Origin of the sequence: Streptomyces sp. NPDC091287, from assembly GCF_044768525.1 — a bacterium.
Classification (GTDB): domain Bacteria; phylum Actinomycetota; class Actinomycetes; order Streptomycetales; family Streptomycetaceae; genus Streptomyces.
Window position 1 is genome coordinate 146,555 of record NZ_JBIVUV010000003.1, and the last position, 20,029, is coordinate 166,583.

The 20,029-nt window shown below is 69.2% G+C and carries 13 protein-coding genes and 1 pseudogene; 6 read left to right on the forward strand and 8 right to left on the reverse strand.

Annotated features, from left to right (window positions below):
- Window positions 1–39 precede the first annotated feature (39 nt).
- The gene (locus ACIQRW_RS05460) at window positions 40–762 is read left to right on the forward strand and encodes a DUF4328 domain-containing protein (RefSeq protein WP_403754735.1); all 723 of its coding nucleotides are present in this window, start codon (window positions 40–42) and stop codon (window positions 760–762) included.
- On the opposite strand, the gene ACIQRW_RS05465 is transcribed toward ACIQRW_RS05460, so the two are convergent.
- The 3 genes from ACIQRW_RS05465 to ACIQRW_RS05475 all read right to left on the reverse strand — a co-directional run bounded on the left by ACIQRW_RS05465 (window position 755) and on the right by ACIQRW_RS05475 (window position 4,230).
- Window positions 755–1,147: a hypothetical protein gene (locus tag ACIQRW_RS05465; RefSeq protein ID WP_403754738.1), complete on the reverse strand. Its 393-nt coding sequence runs from the start codon at window positions 1,145–1,147 to the stop codon at window positions 755–757. The genes ACIQRW_RS05460 and ACIQRW_RS05465 overlap by 8 nt on opposite strands.
- Before the next feature lie 17 nt (window positions 1,148–1,164).
- Window positions 1,165–1,665 carry a transposase gene (locus ACIQRW_RS05470; RefSeq protein WP_403754741.1) on the reverse strand — a complete coding sequence of 167 codons (501 nt, stop codon included), beginning with the start codon at window positions 1,663–1,665 and terminating at the stop codon, window positions 1,165–1,167.
- A 141-nt stretch (window positions 1,666–1,806) separates the two neighbouring features.
- Window positions 1,807–4,230, reverse strand: coding sequence for a FlgD immunoglobulin-like domain containing protein (locus ACIQRW_RS05475; RefSeq protein ID WP_403754744.1), 2,424 nt, complete (start codon window positions 4,228–4,230; stop codon window positions 1,807–1,809).
- Window positions 4,231–5,144: 914 nt separating this feature from the next.
- Between ACIQRW_RS05475 and ACIQRW_RS05480 the strand changes: the two genes are divergently transcribed.
- The 3 genes from ACIQRW_RS05480 (at window position 5,145) to ACIQRW_RS05490 (ending at window position 7,234) form a co-directional block, all read left to right on the forward strand.
- Window positions 5,145–5,393, forward strand: coding sequence for a phage holin family protein (locus ACIQRW_RS05480; protein WP_403754747.1), 249 nt, complete (start codon window positions 5,145–5,147; stop codon window positions 5,391–5,393).
- The gene (locus tag ACIQRW_RS05485) at window positions 5,369–6,010 is read left to right on the forward strand and encodes a DUF3618 domain-containing protein (RefSeq protein WP_403754750.1); all 642 of its coding nucleotides are present in this window, start codon (window positions 5,369–5,371) and stop codon (window positions 6,008–6,010) included. Before ACIQRW_RS05480 ends, ACIQRW_RS05485 begins: the two co-directional genes overlap by 25 nt.
- 159 nt (window positions 6,011–6,169) lie before the next feature.
- Entirely contained in the window at window positions 6,170–7,234 is a 1,065-nt protein-coding gene (locus tag ACIQRW_RS05490; protein WP_403754753.1) for a YihY/virulence factor BrkB family protein, read from the forward strand.
- 201 nt (window positions 7,235–7,435) lie between these two features.
- Here the strand turns inward: ACIQRW_RS05490 and ACIQRW_RS05495 are convergent, their stop codons facing one another.
- The gene (locus tag ACIQRW_RS05495) at window positions 7,436–7,684 is read right to left on the reverse strand and encodes a glycosyltransferase family 2 protein (RefSeq protein ID WP_403754756.1); all 249 of its coding nucleotides are present in this window, start codon (window positions 7,682–7,684) and stop codon (window positions 7,436–7,438) included.
- A gap of 207 nt (window positions 7,685–7,891) precedes the next feature.
- A pseudogene (locus tag ACIQRW_RS05500) lies at window positions 7,892–8,205 on the reverse strand (catalase); the annotation flags it as partial.
- Between the two features lie 214 nt (window positions 8,206–8,419).
- On the opposite strand from ACIQRW_RS05500, the gene ACIQRW_RS05505 reads away from it, so the two are divergent.
- The gene (locus ACIQRW_RS05505; RefSeq protein WP_403754759.1) at window positions 8,420–9,745 is read left to right on the forward strand and encodes an APC family permease; all 1,326 of its coding nucleotides are present in this window, start codon (window positions 8,420–8,422) and stop codon (window positions 9,743–9,745) included.
- 136 nt (window positions 9,746–9,881) lie between these two features.
- On the opposite strand, the gene ACIQRW_RS05510 is transcribed toward ACIQRW_RS05505, so the two are convergent.
- From ACIQRW_RS05510 to ACIQRW_RS05520, 3 genes are read right to left on the reverse strand one after another with little or no spacing between them, the layout of a single operon-like run.
- Window positions 9,882–10,814, reverse strand: a complete 933-nt coding sequence (locus ACIQRW_RS05510; RefSeq protein ID WP_403754762.1) for a hypothetical protein — start codon at window positions 10,812–10,814, stop codon at window positions 9,882–9,884.
- A gap of 31 nt (window positions 10,815–10,845) precedes the next feature.
- Window positions 10,846–11,970 carry a DUF3696 domain-containing protein gene (locus ACIQRW_RS05515; RefSeq protein ID WP_403754765.1) on the reverse strand — a complete coding sequence of 375 codons (1,125 nt, stop codon included), beginning with the start codon at window positions 11,968–11,970 and terminating at the stop codon, window positions 10,846–10,848.
- Between the two features lie 2 nt (window positions 11,971–11,972).
- Entirely contained in the window at window positions 11,973–13,262 is a 1,290-nt protein-coding gene (locus ACIQRW_RS05520) for a DUF262 domain-containing protein (RefSeq protein WP_403754767.1), read from the reverse strand.
- 305 nt (window positions 13,263–13,567) lie between these two features.
- Between ACIQRW_RS05520 and ACIQRW_RS05525 the strand changes: the two genes are divergently transcribed.
- A complete protein-coding gene (locus tag ACIQRW_RS05525; protein ID WP_403754770.1) occupies window positions 13,568–20,008 on the forward strand; it encodes a protein kinase in 6,441 nt (2,146 codons plus the stop codon).
- The last annotated feature ends 21 nt before the right edge of the window (window positions 20,009–20,029 follow it).

The following is a 20,029-nucleotide window of genomic DNA, read 5'->3' on the forward strand; positions in this document are numbered from 1 at the left end:
GGGTGTGACGCCTGGAACGCCTGCGTCGCTGGTCGGAGTATGAACACGAACGCGACGCAGACCGCCGCGCCTTCACCCGCGTACCTCGCGGTGCTGCGCTCACCGGTCGGCCTGGGGCTGGCCACCTCCCTGCTGCTCGGTGCTGTGATCGCCACGGATGTGCTGTCCCTGGCCTCGGGCGCCCATCTGTACGACCTGCTGCGAGGAATGCCGTACGACCGGGCGGCTCTGTGGACGGTGCCCGGCGTCGAGGGCCGGCAGCGCGCCTACGACCTCTTCGGCCTGCTCCGGAGCGTCTTCTACCTCGCCACCGGAATCGTCTACGTGTGCTGGCTGTACCGCTTGCGCGACAACGCCGAAGTCTTCGCCCCCGGCACACACCGCCATGGCCGCAGCTGGACCGGCTGGGGCTGGATCGTCCCGGTCGTCAACCTGTGGTTCCCACGACGGATCACCCTCGACATCTGGGAAGCGAGCCGTCCCGCGGGACCGCACGCGCCCGACCGGCCGGGCCATGGCCTGATCAACCTGTGGTGGAGTTTCTGGCTCGCGCAGGGCTTCATCTCATTGGCAGGCGGCGCGGTCTACGACACGGCTGAATCGATCGGCCCGACGACTGTGGCTCTCGGCCTTCTCATGGCCTCTGACCTTCTCGACATCGTCTGTGCCGTTCTCGCTGTCCGGCTGGTCCGCGCGCTGACGCGCATGCAACACGTCAGGGTGCGGGAAGGGGCGACCGTCCGAGAAGAGCCGCTCAGTTGATCTCGGTCGGTGGTGGGCCAGCAGTCCGTCGGACACGCCGTGCCCGCCGAGGCCAGGCCGCACTGCTCCCGCCGCCGCCGAGTCCGATGGGTGGGGTTCGCCACAGTAGGGCCTTGAGGTCGCGGCGCCGGACCTGCCCGTCGTCGAGGAAGTACTGCTGGATCCACATCTGCCGCAGGGTTTTCACCTGGTCGAGCAACCGAAGGGTCGGCGGGGCATCCGGTCCGTTCAGGGCCCCCAGCAGGCTCAGCCCGTCGGCCCCGATCAGCTCTGTCTGCTTCGCTTTCCACTTGGGCAGGCGGGTGTCTTCGAACCGGATCGCATACCGGTCGAACCACTCAAAGGGGACCCAGTCGGCCAGCCACTCCGGCTCGCTGGCGGCCACGCTGTGCAACGCGGACCTCAGGGTCTCGCCAAGCCGCACCACCCGTTGATCTGCCGGGCGGCGGACAGCACGATCGTGGAGTCCGTGCGCGCACGGCCGCCGGCCCTGAGCAGGCCGCGCCCAGCGGCAGCCTCAAGGACCCGGTCCAAGAGCTCAGCACCAGCGTCTCCGGCGATCAGCCGGTTCCGAAACTCTGTGAGCACCGAGTGGTCGAACCCCGGATCGGCCAGCTCCAGTCCCATCAGATACTTCCAGTCCAGCCGCCCGCGCACTGCGTCCGCGGCCTGCCGGTCGGAGAGCCCCTCGGCTAACTGCGGGACCGACACCAGCGCCAGCCTGTCCGGCGACCAGGCAGGCTTCCCCCTGCTCGGATACAGCCCGGCGAAGTCCGCGTCCGAGAACAACTCACCCAGTTCGTCCCGGATCCGCATCGCGAGGCTGCCTTTCGGGAAAGCGGCACGCGCCACCCGGGCCGTCTCCTCAGGAACCCCGCCGATCTTCCTCGCGTGCAACGACACCGACACCCTCCCCAGACACAGCGTCGGCCTTCACGACCACAACGGGTCATGAAGGCCGACGTCACGTTCAGCTCCGGGATTCGCCAACAGTGTCATGGCATCACCGGGGGCACGATGTGCGCCGAACAGTGACCCGATCCGTCAGAGAGTGTTCTCCCTACGCGCGGCGAGCGGGTCACGGTCGTACACCGTTCCGTAACTGCCACTCGAAGCGAGGCTTCTGGACGCCTTGGGCGCCGACGCGGTGCCCGTGCCCTTCACCGTGATCGCACCGCTGAGCTTCAGCTCAGCACCCTGCCCGTCCTGCGGAGCCGCGGTCAGCTCCCAGGTGTAGGGCCCGTTGTGTGTGAAGGCCCCGCCCGAGTCCCTGCCGTCCCACGCCGTGGTGAGCGCCGCACCGTTCTGGACGGCGTCGAGCATGCGGACGACATCGCCGCCCGCGTCCTTGATCACGACCTGTGCGCCCGGTGTCCCCGGCTTGGACAACTGCCAGGAGCCGTCCCAGCGGGCGTCGGTGGCCGATTGCAGGTCGAGGGACGTCTCGGTCTCGGACTCGATCTCGGCAAGCGATGAAGTGGGCACGCCGGAGCCGACCGCACGCATGGCACCGGGCTTGCCCCGCTCCGGGACGTAGGCCACGCCGCCGCCGAAGCGGTCGACAGCGTAGTAACCCTGGGCCAGGTAACCGGTGATATCGGCCAGAGGGCGGGACGTCACGCTGTTGACCGTGTGGAAGTCGACGAGTTGGAGCTCGCCGGCGGTCTCGTCGTGCCGGACGACGTAGCCGTCGCCGAGTTCGCCGCCCATGGGGACATCGATCATGCGCTGGGTGGTGCGGTCCCAGACGCCGGAGCCGGCGGGGTCGCCGGAGCCCTCGCACGCCCAGTAGACCCAACGGCCCACAGCCTGGAGGTCCGTGGGCGTGCACTCCTTGCCGAGCGAGAAGGAATCGGTTGTACCCGACTTCAGGTCGGTGGCCTTGACGGTGCCCTTGGTGTCACCGGGCGTCCAGAACGTCGAGCCCCAGACTGCGGCCGCCGACGCCGTACGCGTCAGCAGCACCTTGTCGTCACCGGACTTCTCCCGGTCGATGACGTACTGCTGGTACTGCCCGAACCCCGACACGTACCCGTACCCGAAGACCACGTACCGGCCGGAGGCGTCGACCACCCGTCCGCTGCCGGGCGCGGCGATGGTCACCGCGTCGTCGGGGTTCGAGCGGACCACGATTCCGTTGCCCTTGGGATAGGCGAAGGTGCCGTCTCCCAGTGCGTATGCCCCACTGCCCGCGGAGCCGCCCGTGCCGTCCGTGCTCAGCGCTGGCTCGACCACCAGGCTGCGGGTACCGGCCGACGGAGTGTCACCTAGCTCGATGTGCCGCTTGTACAGCGACGGCAGGTAGTTGGTGTCCGTCTCCTGCACCGCCAGGTCTCCGGCCGCCAGGGCCACCTCCCCGTACGTACCTGGCTTGGGCGCCACGGCCCGCACGGAGTTCACGTCCAGGCTGCCATCAGTCCGCAGACTCACCTTGCGCACGGCCCAGTCGCCCGCCGAGCTGCCGCCGGCGACCAGGACGCCACCGTCCGGCGTCGGGTTCAGCCCGTACTTTCCGCCGAGGCGGGCGTGCGGCAGCAGGGTCCTCGCCTCGCCGCCGCCCATCGGTGCGGCCAGTAGCGGCTCGCCGCGGTCCTTCGGCGCATCGCCGTTGCGGTAGGACTCGGTCTGTCGCAGCGAGACGACCCAGGACCCCACCAGCGCGACGTACGACCGCTGCTCGTATGTCGACGCCACGTCGACGGTGGTCTCCGGACCGTTCAGGGCGTCCTTGCGCAGCAGGTGCACCTTCTGATCGCCATACGCCGGATCGAACCACCCGGCGTGCGTCCCGGAGAACACCACCTGTGTGTGGTCGCTGCCCCACGAACCCTTGAGTACACCAGTGATCTTCCCCGTCGCGAGGTCGACCAGTCCGATCTGGCCCGCCGAGTCGCCGGATACGAAGATCGCCAGTAGACCGTCGCCCGCGCCGAGCACCTTGGACGAGGCGACGCGGACGCCGTTCTCGCCGGTCACCGGGGTGTCCGTGAGCTGTCCGTCGCGCAGACGCAGCAAGTGCAGCGAGTCGACGTCACCGCCGGCCGTCCAGGTGGCCGTCACAACGCTGTCGCCGTACGTGCCGTGGTACGTCTGCCCCTCGGGGAGCGTAAAACGGGCCGCCGTGCCGGCCTTCATGTCCTTCAGCTCCACCGACCTGTCCGCTGTGGTGTAGACGCCGACCACGTCGGAGGCGTGACCGCCGACACGCTCGGCGGAGGTGTCGGCCGGGTCCTTGCCGAGGGTCTGCGGGTCACCGGTGGCGGGGCTCCAGCGATACGCCGTGACGGCGTCGCTTCCGTCGACCTCCATGCGGTTCAGGTCGGCCGCCGTGCCCGCCGACTCCAGGTTGTAGGAGCGCGGAAGGTAACGATCCGGTGCGTTGATCGTCAGGGTCTGTGGTGCCATCGTTTCGGCGTGGGCGCCGGTGAGGAGGAAGGGCAGCGCTCCGCCGGTGGCCGCAAGGGCCACGGTCGTGGCGAGCGTGCCTCGAACGAGCAATCGTGTTCGGTTAGTTCTGTGGCGTGAGGCCACGTGACACCTCCAGCTGGTCTCCAACAGGCGCGGCAAGCTAACACAGGAGATGCACCAAGTTCGAACACATTTACGAATCATGCGCAAGGGGACAAAACCTCTGCGTCAATCACTTCCGGATCATCTCGCTCCGAATCGTCGTCGCCTCGGCACCGCCTCGTCGCCATGGTCATCGGCAAGCAACCGCGGTGACGTTCGCAGCTCCTGACGCTCGTGCCCCATCCGTGCTCAGCCGAGCGGCCGACAGCGGGATCAACCCCTGACTCCACACCCGAGCCGCCACCCTCAACCTCCGCCGACTGATCAATCGGACTCACGCACACCCAAGGCACCTGGCACCTCGCTACCGCCAGCGCATGACCGGGGAGGGGGGCCTCACGGCCGGACCCCCCGAGATCTTCATCAGCCTTCTAGGGCGACATGCGACGCCGACTTCGCCAAGGCAGAACAGGGCCAAGCACCACTCGACCTGCCGCCGTTGCCGTTGCCCCAGTACGTCGTGGTCCGTATCGGCTGCTCGCCAGAGGTGCCCACTGAGATCGCCGCCGATCTGCGGCAGATCGGCGTCCCGGCGGGGCTGATCGGTTATGAGTACCAACCGCTGGCCGAGGCGGGAGTCCTCGGCGGGATGGACGAGAGCGGGCTGGTCGGCTTCGGGACCAGCGGGCACCAGGCCGCCTCCCGCCTGGAGGACAGGGGGCCGGACGGTCTCCTCCATGACCTGCAGGACTTCGCACGCCGTCGCCCCGGGGTGTTGGAAACCGCCCGACGTCGGCCCCGTCGCCCCGCACTCCGTCCTACTCCTACGGGGGAGAGATCGCCCCGGGGCCCGAGCGGGCAAGGCGGCCGGGATGCTCGCCGGCTCCGGGTACGCCGGACATCTGATGCTGCTCATGGGCAGCCTGGCGGCCGTCTTCGGCCTCGCGCAGGTGGTCGACCTGGCCTGGGCCGCGCTGATCGTTACCGGGTTCTGGGCGATCCTGGCTGCCGTTCTCTTCGTGGTCGGCCGCAAACGCCTCAAGACGGTCAGCGCCAAGCCCGAACGCACTGTGGAAACGCTGAAGGAGGACGCGCAATGGGCACGCAACCCGACGAGCTGAAGTCCGACGTGGAAGACACCAGGGCCCACCTCGCCCACAACGTCGACCGTCTCGCGGACAAGGTCTCCCCGGGAAAAGTCGCGCAGCGCAAGGCGGACGCCATTCAGCGGCGGATCACCCGTGTGAAGGAGCGTGTGATGGGTGCGGCAAGCGACACCACGGCCTCGGGTACGCAAGGCGTCGCGGACACCGCCGAACAGGCGGGGGACGCGGTCAAGCACACCGCCGACCAGGTGGGCCGATCCGTACGCCGGGCCCCCGACCGGATCACGCGCCAGACGCAGGGCAGCCCCGTCGCCGCGGGCATCATCGCCTTCGACGCCGGCATGCTCGCGGCCGCGTTGATCCCCACCACAGACGCCGAGGAACGCGTCGGCGCCCAGCTCCGCGAACACTCCGACGAACTTCTCGAACCCGTGAAGCAGACCGCCCAGGACGTCGCCCAGGACGTCAAGGAGGAAATGCGCGGACCTGCCACGGAAGCCGTGGACGCGGTGAAGAGCACCGCACAGGACGCGGCTGAGACCACCAAGCGGAAGGCACAGGACGCCGGGCAGGAGGCGGGGACGGGGCTGCGCGAAGTCGGCCGGGAAGCCGCCCGCGAAGCCGGCAACTGACCCGGTCGCTCCGAAGGACCGGTCCGAGGACACGAAGCGCTCGGCGTCGGCGTGGTCCCGTCGGTTTCGGGGCCTCGCCCGGCGGGCGTCCCCTCCGGGCGGCGGCATGACGCGGCCGTGAAGTCGCCGGCCGTCCATCGCTGAGGTTGTGTGATTCCTATGACGAATGAACGGCACGGTCAAGAGAACCTGGGCCCGGAGAGGAACCGGTCGGGTGCCGGCGCGCACACGCGAGCGGACCCCTCCCCGCCCGAATCGCCGACCAAGTTCGGCAGGGGATCGTGGGGCGCGGTGATGAAGCGCACGCTGGGCGAGTTCAAGCGGGACGAGCTGACCGACCGGGCCGCGGCTCTGACGTACTACGGCATCCTGGCCCTGTTCCCGGCCCTGCTGGTCCTGGTCTCCCTGCTCGGTATCGCGGGCAAGGAGACCACGCAGACCGTCCTGGACAACATGCAGAAGCTCGCGCCGGGAGCGGCACGCGATGTCCTCACCAACGCGGTGACCCAGCTGCAGTCCAGCGGCGGGGCCGGCTGGGTGATGGCCATCGTGGGTCTGCTGGCCGCGCTGTGGTCCGCGTCCGGTTACGTGGCCGCGTTCATCCGGACCTCGAACGCCGTGTACGACGTACCCGAGGGCCGGCCGGCCTGGAAGGTGCTCCCGGTCCGCGTCGGCCTGACGCTGGTGCTGATGGTGCTGGCCTGTGTGAGCGCGCTGATCGTCGTGCTCTCCGGCGGGATCGCCCGCCAGCTCGGCACCGCTCTGGGTGTCGGTGACACGGCCATGACCGTGTGGTCGATCGCCAAATGGCCCGTCCTGGTGGTGCTGGTGACCATCATGCTGGCGCTCCTGTACTGGGCGGCGCCGAACGCCAAGGGCCGGGGCTTCAAGTTCGTGTCGCTGGGCAGCCTGCTGGCGCTGCTGATCTGGATGGTGGCCTCGGCCGCCTTCGCCTTCTACGTCGCCAACTTCGGTTCCTACAACAAGACGTACGGCGCTCTGGCGGGCGTGATCATCTTCCTGGTCTGGCTGTGGATCACGAACCTGGCGATTCTGCTCGGCCTGGAATTCGACGCGGAAATGGCCCGTGAGCGGGCCGTCCTCGACGGCCACCCACAGACGGAGGAGCCGTACGTCGCCCCCCGCGACACCCGCAAATGGACCGACGAGGACCGCAGGGCCATGGGTGACACCGGCCCCGCCGACCCACGCTCGGACGAGTAGGGACAACGGCGTCCGAGAGCTGCCCGGCCTCGCACGCCTCCGAGCGCCGCGATTTCCGGCACGACACGGTCATCCACACGTGCGTTCCGGATCACCGAGCTCCTTCGGGGCATCACTCGGGGGCGGGTCCGGAGGCCCAGCGTCCGGTGCGACGGTTCCGGTGGGCGAGTCCGCGGTCCGCGAACGCTTGGAGCCAGTCGGTCATCGGCCACCAGCCCCAACGGCGATGGAAGATCTCGGCGTTGCGCAGGATGTCGTACAGGTGTGCGACGGGCGGGCTGGAGACCGGGTGATGCTGATGGAAGGCCGGTGCGCCGCCGACCCAGGTGAGCGGGACGCCGCGGAACGGGCCCGTTGGCCGTAGTCGGTGTCCTCGCCGCCATATCCTTCGTACTCCTCGCAGAACCCGCCGATGGCGTGCCAGGTGTCGGCTGTCGCAGCGAAGGACAACGACCAGAACAGCGCATACTCCGTGTTCCGTGGATCTCGCCGCCGCTGGGAGTCGGCCGGCCGGAATGGGGCTCGGCGAGCGTGTGGAGATCGGCCAATCGGTATCCGGCCGGGTCCGGAGGCGGCAGATAGGCGACAGTGCCGCAGAACAGGGAGCGATGGGGCGTGAGCTCAAGGGCCGCCTGCCGGTAGCGTTCCAGCAGCTGTCACCCCGTGGGCGGCCGCCCCGCGGGCGTGCACGACGCGCTCGGGGATGCGCTCGTGGTCGAAGTGGGTGATCTTCTCGCGCAGGTGGTGGTCCTGCAGCAGCACCGGGCCCCGCGGTCCGGCCTTGAGCGAACGGTCGGTGTCGTGCAGCCGGGCGCCCCGCGCTGTGGTCAGGTACGGGCCGCTCTGCGCCATCCGGGCCTGTTCAGCGCCGGTGGGCCGGCCGGTGGGGCTGACGGGCTCCGGACCGTGCTGGTCGGTCTTGGGCGGCAGCGGCTGGACCGGCTCGGTCGGCCCTCCTCGCCGCGCAGCATGTCCGCGATCCTTTCCGCGGCGGCCTTGATCGGGTTCTGCTCGCTCACCTTGCACTCCTTGAATTCGCTGTGTTCTTGGGCAAAACGAACAGGAAGTCGTCGGGCAGGTGCGTCGGAGCCCAATCGAGCCTCGGCAGCGACCTACGCGTCCACTTTCGCAGGCATCGGAGGGAGTCGCCGTCTGCTGGGCAGCAGGTCGGGTAGGCGGTACCACGTGAAACTCTTTCCCACGACGCCTCCGGCCTCGGACTCTCAGGCACCGCTCAAGAAGGCTCTGACCACCCCGCTGCTCTACTTCTTCATCCTGGGAGACGTCCTCGGAGCAGGCGTGTACGTCCTGGTGGGCCAGGTGGCCGCCGAGTCCGGCGGTGCGGTGTGGGCTCCCCTGCTCGCGGCCCTCTGCTTGGCTCTGCTGACGGCCGCCTCCTACGCGGAGCTGGTCACCAAGTATCCGCGCGCCGGTGGCGCTTCGCATTACGCCACTTTGGCTTATGGGCCGTTCTTCGGGTTCCTCGCCGGCTTCTGCATGCTGGCGGCCGGAGTGGTGTCGGTGGCCGCTCTGGCCCGAGGGTTCGGCGGCGACTACCTGTCCGAGTTCGTCTCCCTCCCCATCGTGCTGGTGACGATCGTCTTCCTCACCGCGTTGGCGCTGCTGAACGCCCGGGGCATCAGCGAGTCGACCCGGGCCAACGTCGTCGCCACGGTCATCGAGGTCGGCGGACTGCTCCTGGTGATCGGGCTCGGCGCCTGGATCGTGCTGCGCGGCGACGGAGACATGGGAAGGCTCACGGACCTGGGCACCGCGCGCCAGGGCCCGGCGGCAGCACTGCTCAGCGGCGCGGTGCTCGCCTACTACTCCTTCGTCGGCTTCGAAACGTCCGTCAACGTAGCCGAAGAGACGCGTGACCCCCGCCGCTCGTACCCCCGGGCGCTCTTCGGCGCCCTGGTCACCGCAGGGGCGGTGTACGCCCTGGTGGGTGTAGCCGCTGCGGTGGCCGTGCCGACCGCAAAGCTGACGGAATCCAGCGGACCGCTCCTCGAAGTCGTCCGGGCGGCCGGAGGAGTCCCCGCCGAGTTGTTCAGCGCCATCGCCCTGGTGGCCGTCGCGAACGGAGCACTGCTGACAGGCATCATGTCCTCCCGCCTGGCCTACGGCATGGCGCGGGACGGCCTTCTTCCCCGCTTCCTCACCAAAGTCCTGCCCGGTCGGCGCACTCCTTGGGCCGCCATCGCCGCGACCGCCGCGCTGTCCCTGCTCCTCGCCCTGACCGGCGACGTGACCACCCTCGCCTCCACCCTGGTCCTTCTGCTCCTGGTGGTCTTCTTCCTCGTCAACACTTCACTCCTCGTACTGCGCCGCGACACGGCTTCTCAGAACCACTTCCGGGCGCCGACCATCGTTCCGGTCCTCGGAGCCGCGTCCTGCGTCATGCTCGCCACCCAGATCGACCGTGATGTGTGGCTGAGGGGCCTCCTCGTCCTGGCCGTCGGCGCCTGCCTGGGCGCCATCGCCGCAGTTCGGTCGGCACGGGCCTCCTGACACCAGCCCTTCCTCTGGGACTTTTCTGGGACTTCCAACCCCATCAACCGGCACAAGTGTGAAACAACCAAAAGACGATTTGCACAGGTCAGCAAATAAGGCCCCTCATCGTGGCAGGGCTTGTCCGGGAGTGCACTCAGAGGTCTGGGCGGATCTTGCCCCCGACGTGCGCGATGCGGAGCTTGCTGTCTTCCCCGACCGGGCGGAAGTGGATTCGGCCGGCGCCCGGGGTGAAGCGGGCGTGGAGGTGAAACGTCTCCCACTGCCCGTCGAGATCTTCGAACCGGCATACTCGCTTGCGCGTCTCGCCCTCCGGCGTCACCTTGGTCCGCCATTCCGGCTCATGCGCCGTGGCAGGGTCCCATGCGGCGGCCGCGGCATCCAGCCGCTCCAGGCAACGTCGCACGGGCACGACCCAGCGCGCATCGAGGTTGCTGAACTGAGCCTCAGTACGGGGCAGGAACTGGAGGCTCGGGTAGAGGTCGGACCTGCGTTCCCAGATCTGGCGGCCGGTCACTGCCCGGGCCAGGCTCGACTCCCGGATCCAGCCGAGGTGTTCCTCTACGTGCGGCAGGGCCGAGATATGCCGCACGTCGACCGTCTCGTGCTCGAACTCCAAGGTGTCGTCGTCGAGTTCGACGAGTTCGCTGCGTTCGATACTGACTTCCGACGTCTGCCACTCACGGGAGACCGGAAGACTGACCGCGACACCATCCATGAAGTGCGCGGCGCCCAGTGCCTGGACTACCTCTCCCTCGTGGCGGTAGTCGAGATGGCCATCCGCGTCCGGTTCCGGAAAGACGCTGCGGACCGGGGACCTGTTCCGCAGGCCGAGGAGGCGCTGCCAGCGGACATGGTTCTTCGGACTGGCCCCGATCCACTTACCGACCGGATAGCCCTCGGCGATCTCCAGTGACTTGAGCGCGACCTCGCTGACCAGAGAAGTCTCGCCCGGGTCCTCCTTGGCGACGGCCCGCACGGCGTCGACGAGGTCGGCCATGGCCGCGTCGGCTCGGTCCGGGTCACAGCCAACGCCGCAGGACTTCTCGTTCAGGAACAACAGAGGCACGCTTCCCCCCTCAACTGTCGGTTACTCTTCGTCAGTCCAGCAACTGATCCAGTGAGTTCTCCCACTCGTCGAAGAACCCTTCTGGCCACTGGGCCAGCATGCCGTCCTCGTCGACCCGGGGGCTGATGACCTCGGCACCCGTGCCGTTGCCCCGGAAGAAGTGGATGAGGGCCTCGTCCGGCTTCAGGTCTCCCCGTTTGACGGCAAGGCGGACTCCGTTGAGGACGTGGTCGCTGTGGGTCTCGACAACCATTTGCGCTCCGGTGGCAGCGGCCGCCGAGATCAGTGCCGCCATCCTGCTCTGCCCCTTGGGGTGGAGATGGGCCTCGGGATTCTCCAGCAGGATGAGGCTCTCGGGAGTGGCGGTGAGACAGGCGACCACGATGGGCAGGGCGTAGGTCAGGCCGAAGCCGACGTTGGTGGGGCGGCGACGCCTGGTGGCGTTGATACCGGCGGTGCCACCGAAGCCGTAGGAGAGACGGACGAAGTCGGTGCCCTCGATCGAGGAAGCCTGGAGGTTCACGCCGGGGCAGAGTTCCTGCATCCAGGCGACCGTCTGGTCGAGGAGCTGAGGGGAGACCGCGCCCGGATGGCGCAGAGGCCCCTCGGGGACCTCTCTCTCGGTGAAGTGACGCAGGTAGTTGACCGTGTGTTCGCCCCGGACGCCGAGGAACCCCCGGTCGATGGCTTCCTGCCGTGATCGCGGGTAAGTGACGGCCGGCGTGATGCGATCGGCGTGCAGGTACTGGAATGGCGTGTCGAGCGACTGGGGAAGCTCCGGCGACATCCGTACCTCCATCACGTCTTCGTCGGGCTGCTCCGCGTCGTACAACGCGGCGACGCGGACCGCGTCGCCCCCTTCGACAACGAGACCCACCACAGGCGCCTGGGTGGCCAGCAGGTCGTCGGCTGGGCCGAAGTCGTCGTGCAGGACGTCGCGTGCGGTTCCCAACTCCACCAGCTCGCCGTTGAGCAACAGCCCTCCTCGGGGGGTCGTCGCCCGGTCGGGCCCGAACGACTGGCGAAGCAGGGCGAGGGACTGGACGACACTGCTCTTGCCGGAGGAGTTCAGTCCGGTGAGCAAGGTGAGGGGGCCCATGGGGAGTTCGAGGCGGCGGAACGCCTTGAAGTTGACCAGGGTGAGCCGGGTGATCATTGTCAGGCGTCTCCGTGTTCGAGGAGGTCTTCGAAGAGTTCCTGTACGGCTTCGAACCGCTTCCGCACCTTCTTGGGGTCTCCGGTGGCCACGGAGATGGACCGTTCGAACTCGGTGTCCTCCATGAGGTCCGCGAAGGAGCGCAGCACGTCCAACTGCCTCAGCACCTCATGCTGGGACGGGGTGAGTCCGGCCAGATTCACCGCGACGGTCTCGAACAGGGCCTTATTGATGGGGGACTTGCGCTGCTGCCCCGGCCTGTACTTACGAAAGGCGTGAACGCCGAAGATCGCCTGGGCCGCGTCCATGGCGTGGGTGAACTCGTTCCGCAGCTGCGCCTCTTCCGCGGGTGCGAAGCGATTGATGCGGTGCATGGCCTGACCCAGGAACCCGTCGAAGTCGCCGTTCTGGTACCCGTCCGGAGGTGTGAGACGGAACGCCAGAAAGCGAAGCACCATCTCCCGGTCGGCCATCCGGTCCCCGACCACGCTGTAACCGGTGGCGCTGCGAAACTCCTCGGACTCGGCGAGTTCCGCGAGGAAGGTCCTGGAACGGCCCGGGATGAGCGCGTGCCGAATCTCCTGCCGCGTAAGCGGTTCGCCGCCGGTGTTGATACGGGCGAAAACGTTGAACATGACCGGCTCGGGAGTGCCGCGCCTGATGACGTGGACGACGACCTCGGTCTCGCGCAGCCGGATCTGAAGCTTGCCGGAGAGGTCGTGGAAGCCCGCCCCCGCAAAATTGCGCAGGTACTCCAGCCCCTTCAGCGTCAACGGTGGGGCGTTCACCGTCTCCGCGTCGAAGAAGCGAGCGATGGAGGTGAGACGTTGGATGCCGTCCACGATGGCCCAGCTGCCGTCCTTCTGTTCGGCGGCGTAGAAGGACGGGATGGGAATGCGCAGAAGCAGCGACTCGATCAGTCGGCTCTGCTTCTCGTCCGTCCAGATACCGGCCCGGCGCTGGAAGTCGGGCGCGAGGTCGATCATCTCGTTGCGGAGCCGGGAGATCAGCAGGTCGACCGTGGTCGTGCGGGTCTCGATGTCGATGTGCTCGGGGTCGAAAGGCGAAGTGATCTCGTCGACACCGCCCTCGGTGGCCTCCCGCTCGACGTCGGTGGGCCGGCCATCGGAGGCGGTCTCCCGACCGAAGAGCTCGTCCAGGGTGGAAGGCTCCCCCGGCACCTCCTGGTAACGCTCGAAGACCGACCGCTGGTCCCGCGTGCGCCTGTGGCTGCTGTCGTCCAGCGCGGCCATGTCGTCCGTCGCCCTCGCCCTCGTGTCGTGCCGGGTCAATCTGTCCGTCCGTCCTGGCTCCTCACCCTACCGGCCGCGCTCCGGCGGCGACGGCTGGACGGCCGGTGCGGAAAAGGCGGGACGGGGACGGTGCCCCAGTACTCGGCTCGCCACCCCCGGGGCAGCGGACGAGCGGCCGGTGAGGAGCTCCGGTGGCGGGCGGCAGGCCTGACTTCGGGGCGCCACCCCGGAGCGCGTTGACGATGTCAACACGATCGTGTCATGCTGACAATCAGGTCAAGGTATACGCTCCCCGGGGATATGTCTGCCTCGTGCGCGACAGGTGAAGAAAAGGGGGAGGCGCGGTGAGCCTGGAGACGGTCGACGCACGGTTCCGGATCACGGGAATCGTCGGGCGCGGGAACATGGGCGAGGTGCACAGGGCCGAGGATCTCCGGGCGGCGCCCGGCTCCCCGCACCGGGAGGTCGCGGTCAAGACGGTGCTGCGCGGCCGGACCGGGATCGCCGTCAACACCTCGCAATCCACCAGGGAGTTCGACCGCTTCCGCCGCGAAGTGCGGATCATGCGCATGCTCTCGCAGGGCCACCCGAACCTCACCCTGCTCATCGACGGGGGCATCGACGGCACCCCGGGCGGCAACGGTCTGCCGTATCTGGCCATGGAGCTGCTGGACGGTCATCCCCTCGCGGACCTCATCGACGAGGAACCCCAGCTCCCCGTCTCCTGGGTCGCCGCCATCGGCGCGCAGATCGCCGCCGGGCTCACCGCCGCGCACACGGCCGGGGTCGTCCACCGTGATCTGAAACCCGCCAATGTCATGCTGACCCGTGACGGCACCGTCAAGATCCTCGACTTCGGCATGGGCACGATCGTCGACGATCCCGATCAGACGCGGCTGACCAGCACGGGTGTCAGCGTCGGCACGGCTCGTTACATGGCGCCCGAGCAGTTCCGGGCCGAGCGCGTCTCCGGCCTCGCCGATCTGTACGCACTGGGCTGCATCCTGTACGAACTGCTGGTCGGGCAGCCGCCGTTTTCCGCCAGGACCCCGTACGAACTCTCCGAACAGCACCAGCACGCCCAGCCGCCCCTCCTGACGCTGGTACGTCCGGACCTTCCCGCCGAACTGGTCCGCCTGGTGGACCGTCTGCTGGAGAAGAAGGCCGAGCTTCGGCCCGAGAACGCGGCCCTGCTCCGTGACGTACTGGTACCGCTCGCGCTGGCGCCGGACGACACGGCGGCCCTGCTGGCGCCGCACTGGGCGGTGATGAACCCGGTGGCGCGGCTGCGGACGCTGCTCCCGGAGCGCGCCCCGGCCGTGCCCGTGCCCGTGCCTCGCAGGGAACCGCGGCTGCCCGAGACCATGGACGTCTTCGGTATCCATGCCGACCTGATCAGCGAGTACGAGGACTTCACCAAGAGTGCGACGGTCTTCCGGGACGCCCGGATCGAGGGCTTCGTCAAGGACGACCTGGCGGCGAAGTCGCAGTGGCCCGACCCCTGGCTCTCGCTGAACCCCTTCTTCGCCGACGGGGGCAAGGTCACCGACCTCGTCCAGGAAGGCCTGCTGCACCCGAAGTGTGCGGAGATCTTCCAGGCGGGCAAGAAGGAGAGTTCGCGCCGCCCGGACGGGCGGCCGCTGACCTTCCATCTCCACCAGCGGCAGGCGATCGAGGCCGCGGGGGCGGGCGACTCCTATGTGCTGACCACCGGCACGGGTTCCGGCAAGTCCCTGGCGTACATCGTCCCGATCGTCAACCACGTCCTGAAGGAACGTCAGGCGGCCAGCCTGCGCGCGGGAGGGAACGGCACGGGAGGGAACAGCACGGGAGGGCGCACCGAGGGGGGCCGGGTCCGTGCGATCGTCGTCTACCCGATGAACGCCCTGGCCAACTCGCAGCTGATGGAGCTGGAGAAGTACCTGCGCCACGGTTTCGGCGCGGGGCAGGAGCCGGTCACCTTCGCCCGATACACGGGCCAGGAGTCCGAGGAGCGGCGCAAGGAGCTGCGCAAGAACCCGCCGGACATCCTGCTGACGAACTACGTGATGCTGGAGCTCATGCTGACCCGGCCGGACGACCGGTCGAGCCTGATCCGTAAGGCCGAGGGCTTGCAGTTCCTCGTCTTCGACGAGCTGCACACCTATCGGGGCAGGCAGGGCGCGGACGTGGCGTTGCTGATCCGCCGGGTCCGTGAGGCCTGTGGCGCCTCGGACTCCCTTCAGTGCGTCGGCACTTCGGCGACCATGTCCACCGAGGGTTCCTGGGAGGAGCAGAAGCGTGAGGTGGCCGCAGTCGCCGGCCGGCTGTTCGGTACGAAGGTGCTGCCGAAGCGCGTCATCGGCGAGACCCTCGTCCGGGCGACCGACGAAGCGCCGGTGACCGTGCCCGCCGAGCGCCTGCGCGTTCCGGCGGCACCCCGTTCCTACGAGGCGCTCACGAAGGACCCGCTGGCGCGTTGGGTGGAGTCACGGTTCGGCCTGGAGCGCGAGGAGGAAACGGGGCGGCTGCGCCGCTGTCCCCCGGGCACCGTCGAGGACGCGGCGGCCGAGCTGGCTTCGGATTCCGGGGTGGCCGAGGAGGAGGCGCGTGAGGCGATCCGCACCACCTTGGAGGCGGGTTCGCAGGCGAAGCACCCGGTGACGGAGAGGCCGTTGTTCGCCTTCCGGCTGCACCAGTTCCTCTCCAAGGGCGACACCGTCTACACGACGCTGGAGGATCCGCTCAGCCGGCCCCTCACTCGCACCTATCAGCTGGAGCAGCCGAACAGCGACGGCAAGCCGCTGTTCCCGCTGGCGTTCTGCCGTGAGTGCGGCCAGGAGTATCTGACGGTCTGGCGCACCGAGGAGAACGGTTCGTTCCGTTACGAGCCCCGCCGGGACACGTCCGCCTCGGGCGGCCGGGCCGGCGAGGGCTATCTGTATCTCGGTGTGCCGGGCGAGGACTACGAGTGGCCGGCGGATCCGCAGACGGCCGTGGACGACCGGCGGCTGCCGGAGTCCTGGCTGGAGTCGGACGCTCAGGGCCTGACCGTCGTCAAGAAGTCCTACCGTCCCCGGGTCCCCAAGCATGTCGTCGTGGACGGCTTCGGGAACGAGTCGGGCGAGGGGCTGGCGGCGGCGTTCGTCCCCGCGCCGTTCCTGTTCTGCGTGCACTGCCAGGTCAGTTACGAGCAGACCCGCGGACGGGACTTCGCCAAGCTGGCCACGCTGGACCAGGAGGGCCGGTCCTCGGCGACCTCCCTGATCTCCGCGTCGATCGTGAAGTCCCTGCGGGCGGTGCCCGAGGACAGTCTGGGCAAGGAGGCCCGCAAGCTCCTCACCTTCGTCGACAACCGCCAGGACGCCTCGCTCCAGGCGGGCCACTTCAACGACTTCGCTCAGGTGACCCAGTTGCGCGGCGCCCTCTACCAGGCCGCGCTGCGGGCCGGTGAGGACGGTCTGCACCACGACGACCTCGCCGAGGCGGTGACCGAGGTCATGGGTCTTTCGACGCGCGAGTACACAGGGGGTGCTTCGCTGGCTCCCTCCATGGAGCGGCGCGCGACGAAGGCCTTCCGCGATGTCGTCGGGTACCGGCTCTACCGGGACCTGGAGCGCGGCTGGCGCATCACCATGCCGAACCTGGAGCAGACGGGTCTCCTGCGGATCGACTACGAGGACCTGAGCTGGATCGCCGCCGCACCGGACCGCTGGGAAGCCACGCATGCCGTGCTGCGCGACGCGGACCCGGCGCTGCGCGAGGAGATCGCCCGGACCCTGCTCGACTTCATGCGGCGTGCGCTCGCCATCGACGTGCAGTACTTCCGCGACGACTTCGACACGCTTCAGCGTGCCAGCGAGGAACGGCTGACCGGGCCGTGGGTGCTGAGCGAGAGCGACCGGCCGGACGTGGGGACCGCCTACCCGTACGGTTCGAAGCCCGGCATGGAACGCTCCGCGCTGTTCGTGTCGGCCCGTGGCAAGTTCGGGAAGTACCTGCGGCGGAACATGCCCGAACTGCGCGATCTTCCGCAGGACGACGTCCAGACCGTCATCGAGGACCTGCTGAAGGTGCTGCTCGCGGCGGAACTCGTACGCGAGGTGGACGCGACCCCCGAACGCTCCGGCCCCGCCTTCCGTCGCCGGGCGGCCCAGAAGCGCACCGGCTACCGGGTGTCCGCGGCCGCCCTGGTCTGGCGGGCCGGTAGCGGCGAGCGGGGCGCGATCGACCCGCTGGCCCGCACGTACAACAGCGGTGAGGGCCCGCGCGTCAACCCGTTCTTCCGCGACCTGTACCGGACGGCGTCGGCCGAGCTGGCCGGCCTGTTCGCCCGGGAGCACACCGCGCAGGTCACTCCGGAGGACCGGCTGGAGCGCGAGGGCCAGTTCCGTACGGCCGAGCTGCCCCTGCTGTACTGCTCGCCGACGATGGAGCTGGGTGTCGACATCTCGTCGCTCAACGCCGTGATGATGCGCAATGTGCCGCCGACCCCGGCGAACTACGCGCAGCGTTCGGGCCGGGCGGGCCGCTCCGGTCAGCCGGCGCTGGTGACCACGTACTGCGCCACGGGCAACAGCCACGACCAGTACTACTTCCGCCGGTCCCAGGACATGGTGGCCGGGCAGGTGGCGCCGCCGCGCCTCGACCTCGCCAACGAGGACCTGGTCCGCTCCCACCTTCAGGCAATCTGGCTGGCGGAGACGGGGATGAAGCTGGGCATCGCGGTCCCGGACGTCGTCGATGTGGCCTACGACCCGGACGGCAGCGACCGCCCCGATCCGCAGATGCCGCTGCCGCTCCTCCCCCACATCCGGGATCTCTCCGAGGACGAGGGGGCCCGGCGGCGCGCGGTCTCCGTCGCCCACGCGGTCCTCGATCCGCTGAGGCACCTGTTCGCCGACACCACCTGGTGGTACGACGAGTGGATCGAGGACCGGATCGAGCGGGCCCCCGAGCGGTTCGACAAACGCTTCAACCGGTGGCGGGCCCTGTTCCGCGCGGCCGTCGTCGACCAGTACGAGCAGAACAAGCGGGTCGTCGACCACACGCTGTCGCAGGGGCAGCAGGTCCAGGCCCGTACCCGGCGCCGCGAGGCGGAGACCCAGACGAACCTGCTGCTGAACCGCTCGTCCGACAGCAAGTCGGTGATGAGCGACTTCAACCCGTACCGCTATCTGGCGTCCGAGGGGTTCCTGCCCGGCTACAGCTTCCCCCGGCTGCCCCTGGCCGCGTACATCCCGCGTTCCGGGAACCGCCGCAACGCCGACGGCGACTACCTGCAGCGTCCCCGGTTCCTCGCGATCCGGGAGTTCGGCCCCGGCGCGCTCATCTACCACGAGGGCGCCCGCTACCAGGTCACCCGCGTGCAACTGCCGCCGGACGCCTCGGGTGATCTGGCGACGGCGGAGGCGCGGCGCTGCGACGGCTGCGGGTATCACTACAGCGTCAAGGCCGGCGTGGACCGGTGCACGATGTGCTTCGAGGAGCTGCGGAACAAGCGCACCGGTCTGCTCCATCTGCACACCGTGTACACCACCCCGCGCGAGCGGATCTCCTCCGACGAGGAGGAGCGCCGCCGGGCCGGTTTCCGTCTGGAGACCTCCTACGCGTTCCAGGACCACGGGGCCCGCAAGGGCCGCCTCACCTCGCAGGTCACCGACGCCGACGGGCTGCCCGTCCTCGCCGTGGACTACGGCGATTCGGCGACCGTGCGCATCACCAACCTCGGCCGGGTCCGTGACAAGGAGGGCGAGCCGGACGGCTACTGGCTCGACCTCGGCGACGGCCGCTGGCTCAACGACCGGGCCGCGGCGGACGCCATCGAGGGCACCGGTATGCCGTCGTCCTCCACGGGCATGCCGGTGGTCGACGACGACGGCAACGAGAAGCGCCGTAAGAAGCGGGTCCTGCCGTACGTGGAGGATCGCCGCAACATCCTCGTGGTCACGCTCGACGAGCCGGAGCCCGAGCCGGTGGCGCTGTCGTTCCTGTACGCGCTGGAGCGGGGGATCGAGGCGGCGTTCGAGCTGGAGGACTCCGAGCTGACCGCCGAGCTGCTGCCCCCGGACGACGGCCCCCGGCGTCGCATCCTGTTCACGGAGGCCGCCGAGGGGGGCGCCGGTGTGCTGCGGCGCATCCAGCAGGACAAGCGTGCGCTCGCCAAGGCCGCCCGGACCGCCCTGGAGATCTGCCACTTCGACGCGGAGACGGGAAAGGACGAGGGCGAGCTGGTGGGCGGCGAGGGGTGTGCCCGCGGCTGCTACGCGTGCCTGCTGACGTACGCCAACCAGACGCACCACCGCAGGCTGAGCCGGCACCTCGCGCGCCCGTTGCTGCGGCGGCTGGCCGGCGCCCTCACGGAGCGGGAGGATCGCGGCGAGTCCCGCAGCGAACAGTTCCGCAGGCTGGCCCCTGCCGCCCGCCACCGAACCGGTGACGGTGACGGTGACGCGGCGGCCGAGAGGCCGCCTGTGCCCTCTCCCACCCCGCTGGAGGCGGATCTCGGGGCCCTCGTCACGAGCGGCGACCTGCTCGGCTGGCTCCGGGCGAAGGGCTACCGGCTGCCGGACGAGGTCAGGAGCCTCGTCCCGGAGGCGGGCGCCTGCCCCGATCTCGTCTTCCGGCTGGACGGCGCCAACCTCGCCGTGTTCGTCGACGGCCCCGGCCGGCCGGCCGACGCGACGCGGGACATCGAGGCGGGCTACCGCCTGGAGGACGCCGGCTGGGACGTCGTGCGCTTCCCGACGGACGCTGACTGGGACGCCATCACCGAGCACAACGCCGCCTACTTCCACCTGCGTTGACCGCCCCGCCTCCGCCCTCCT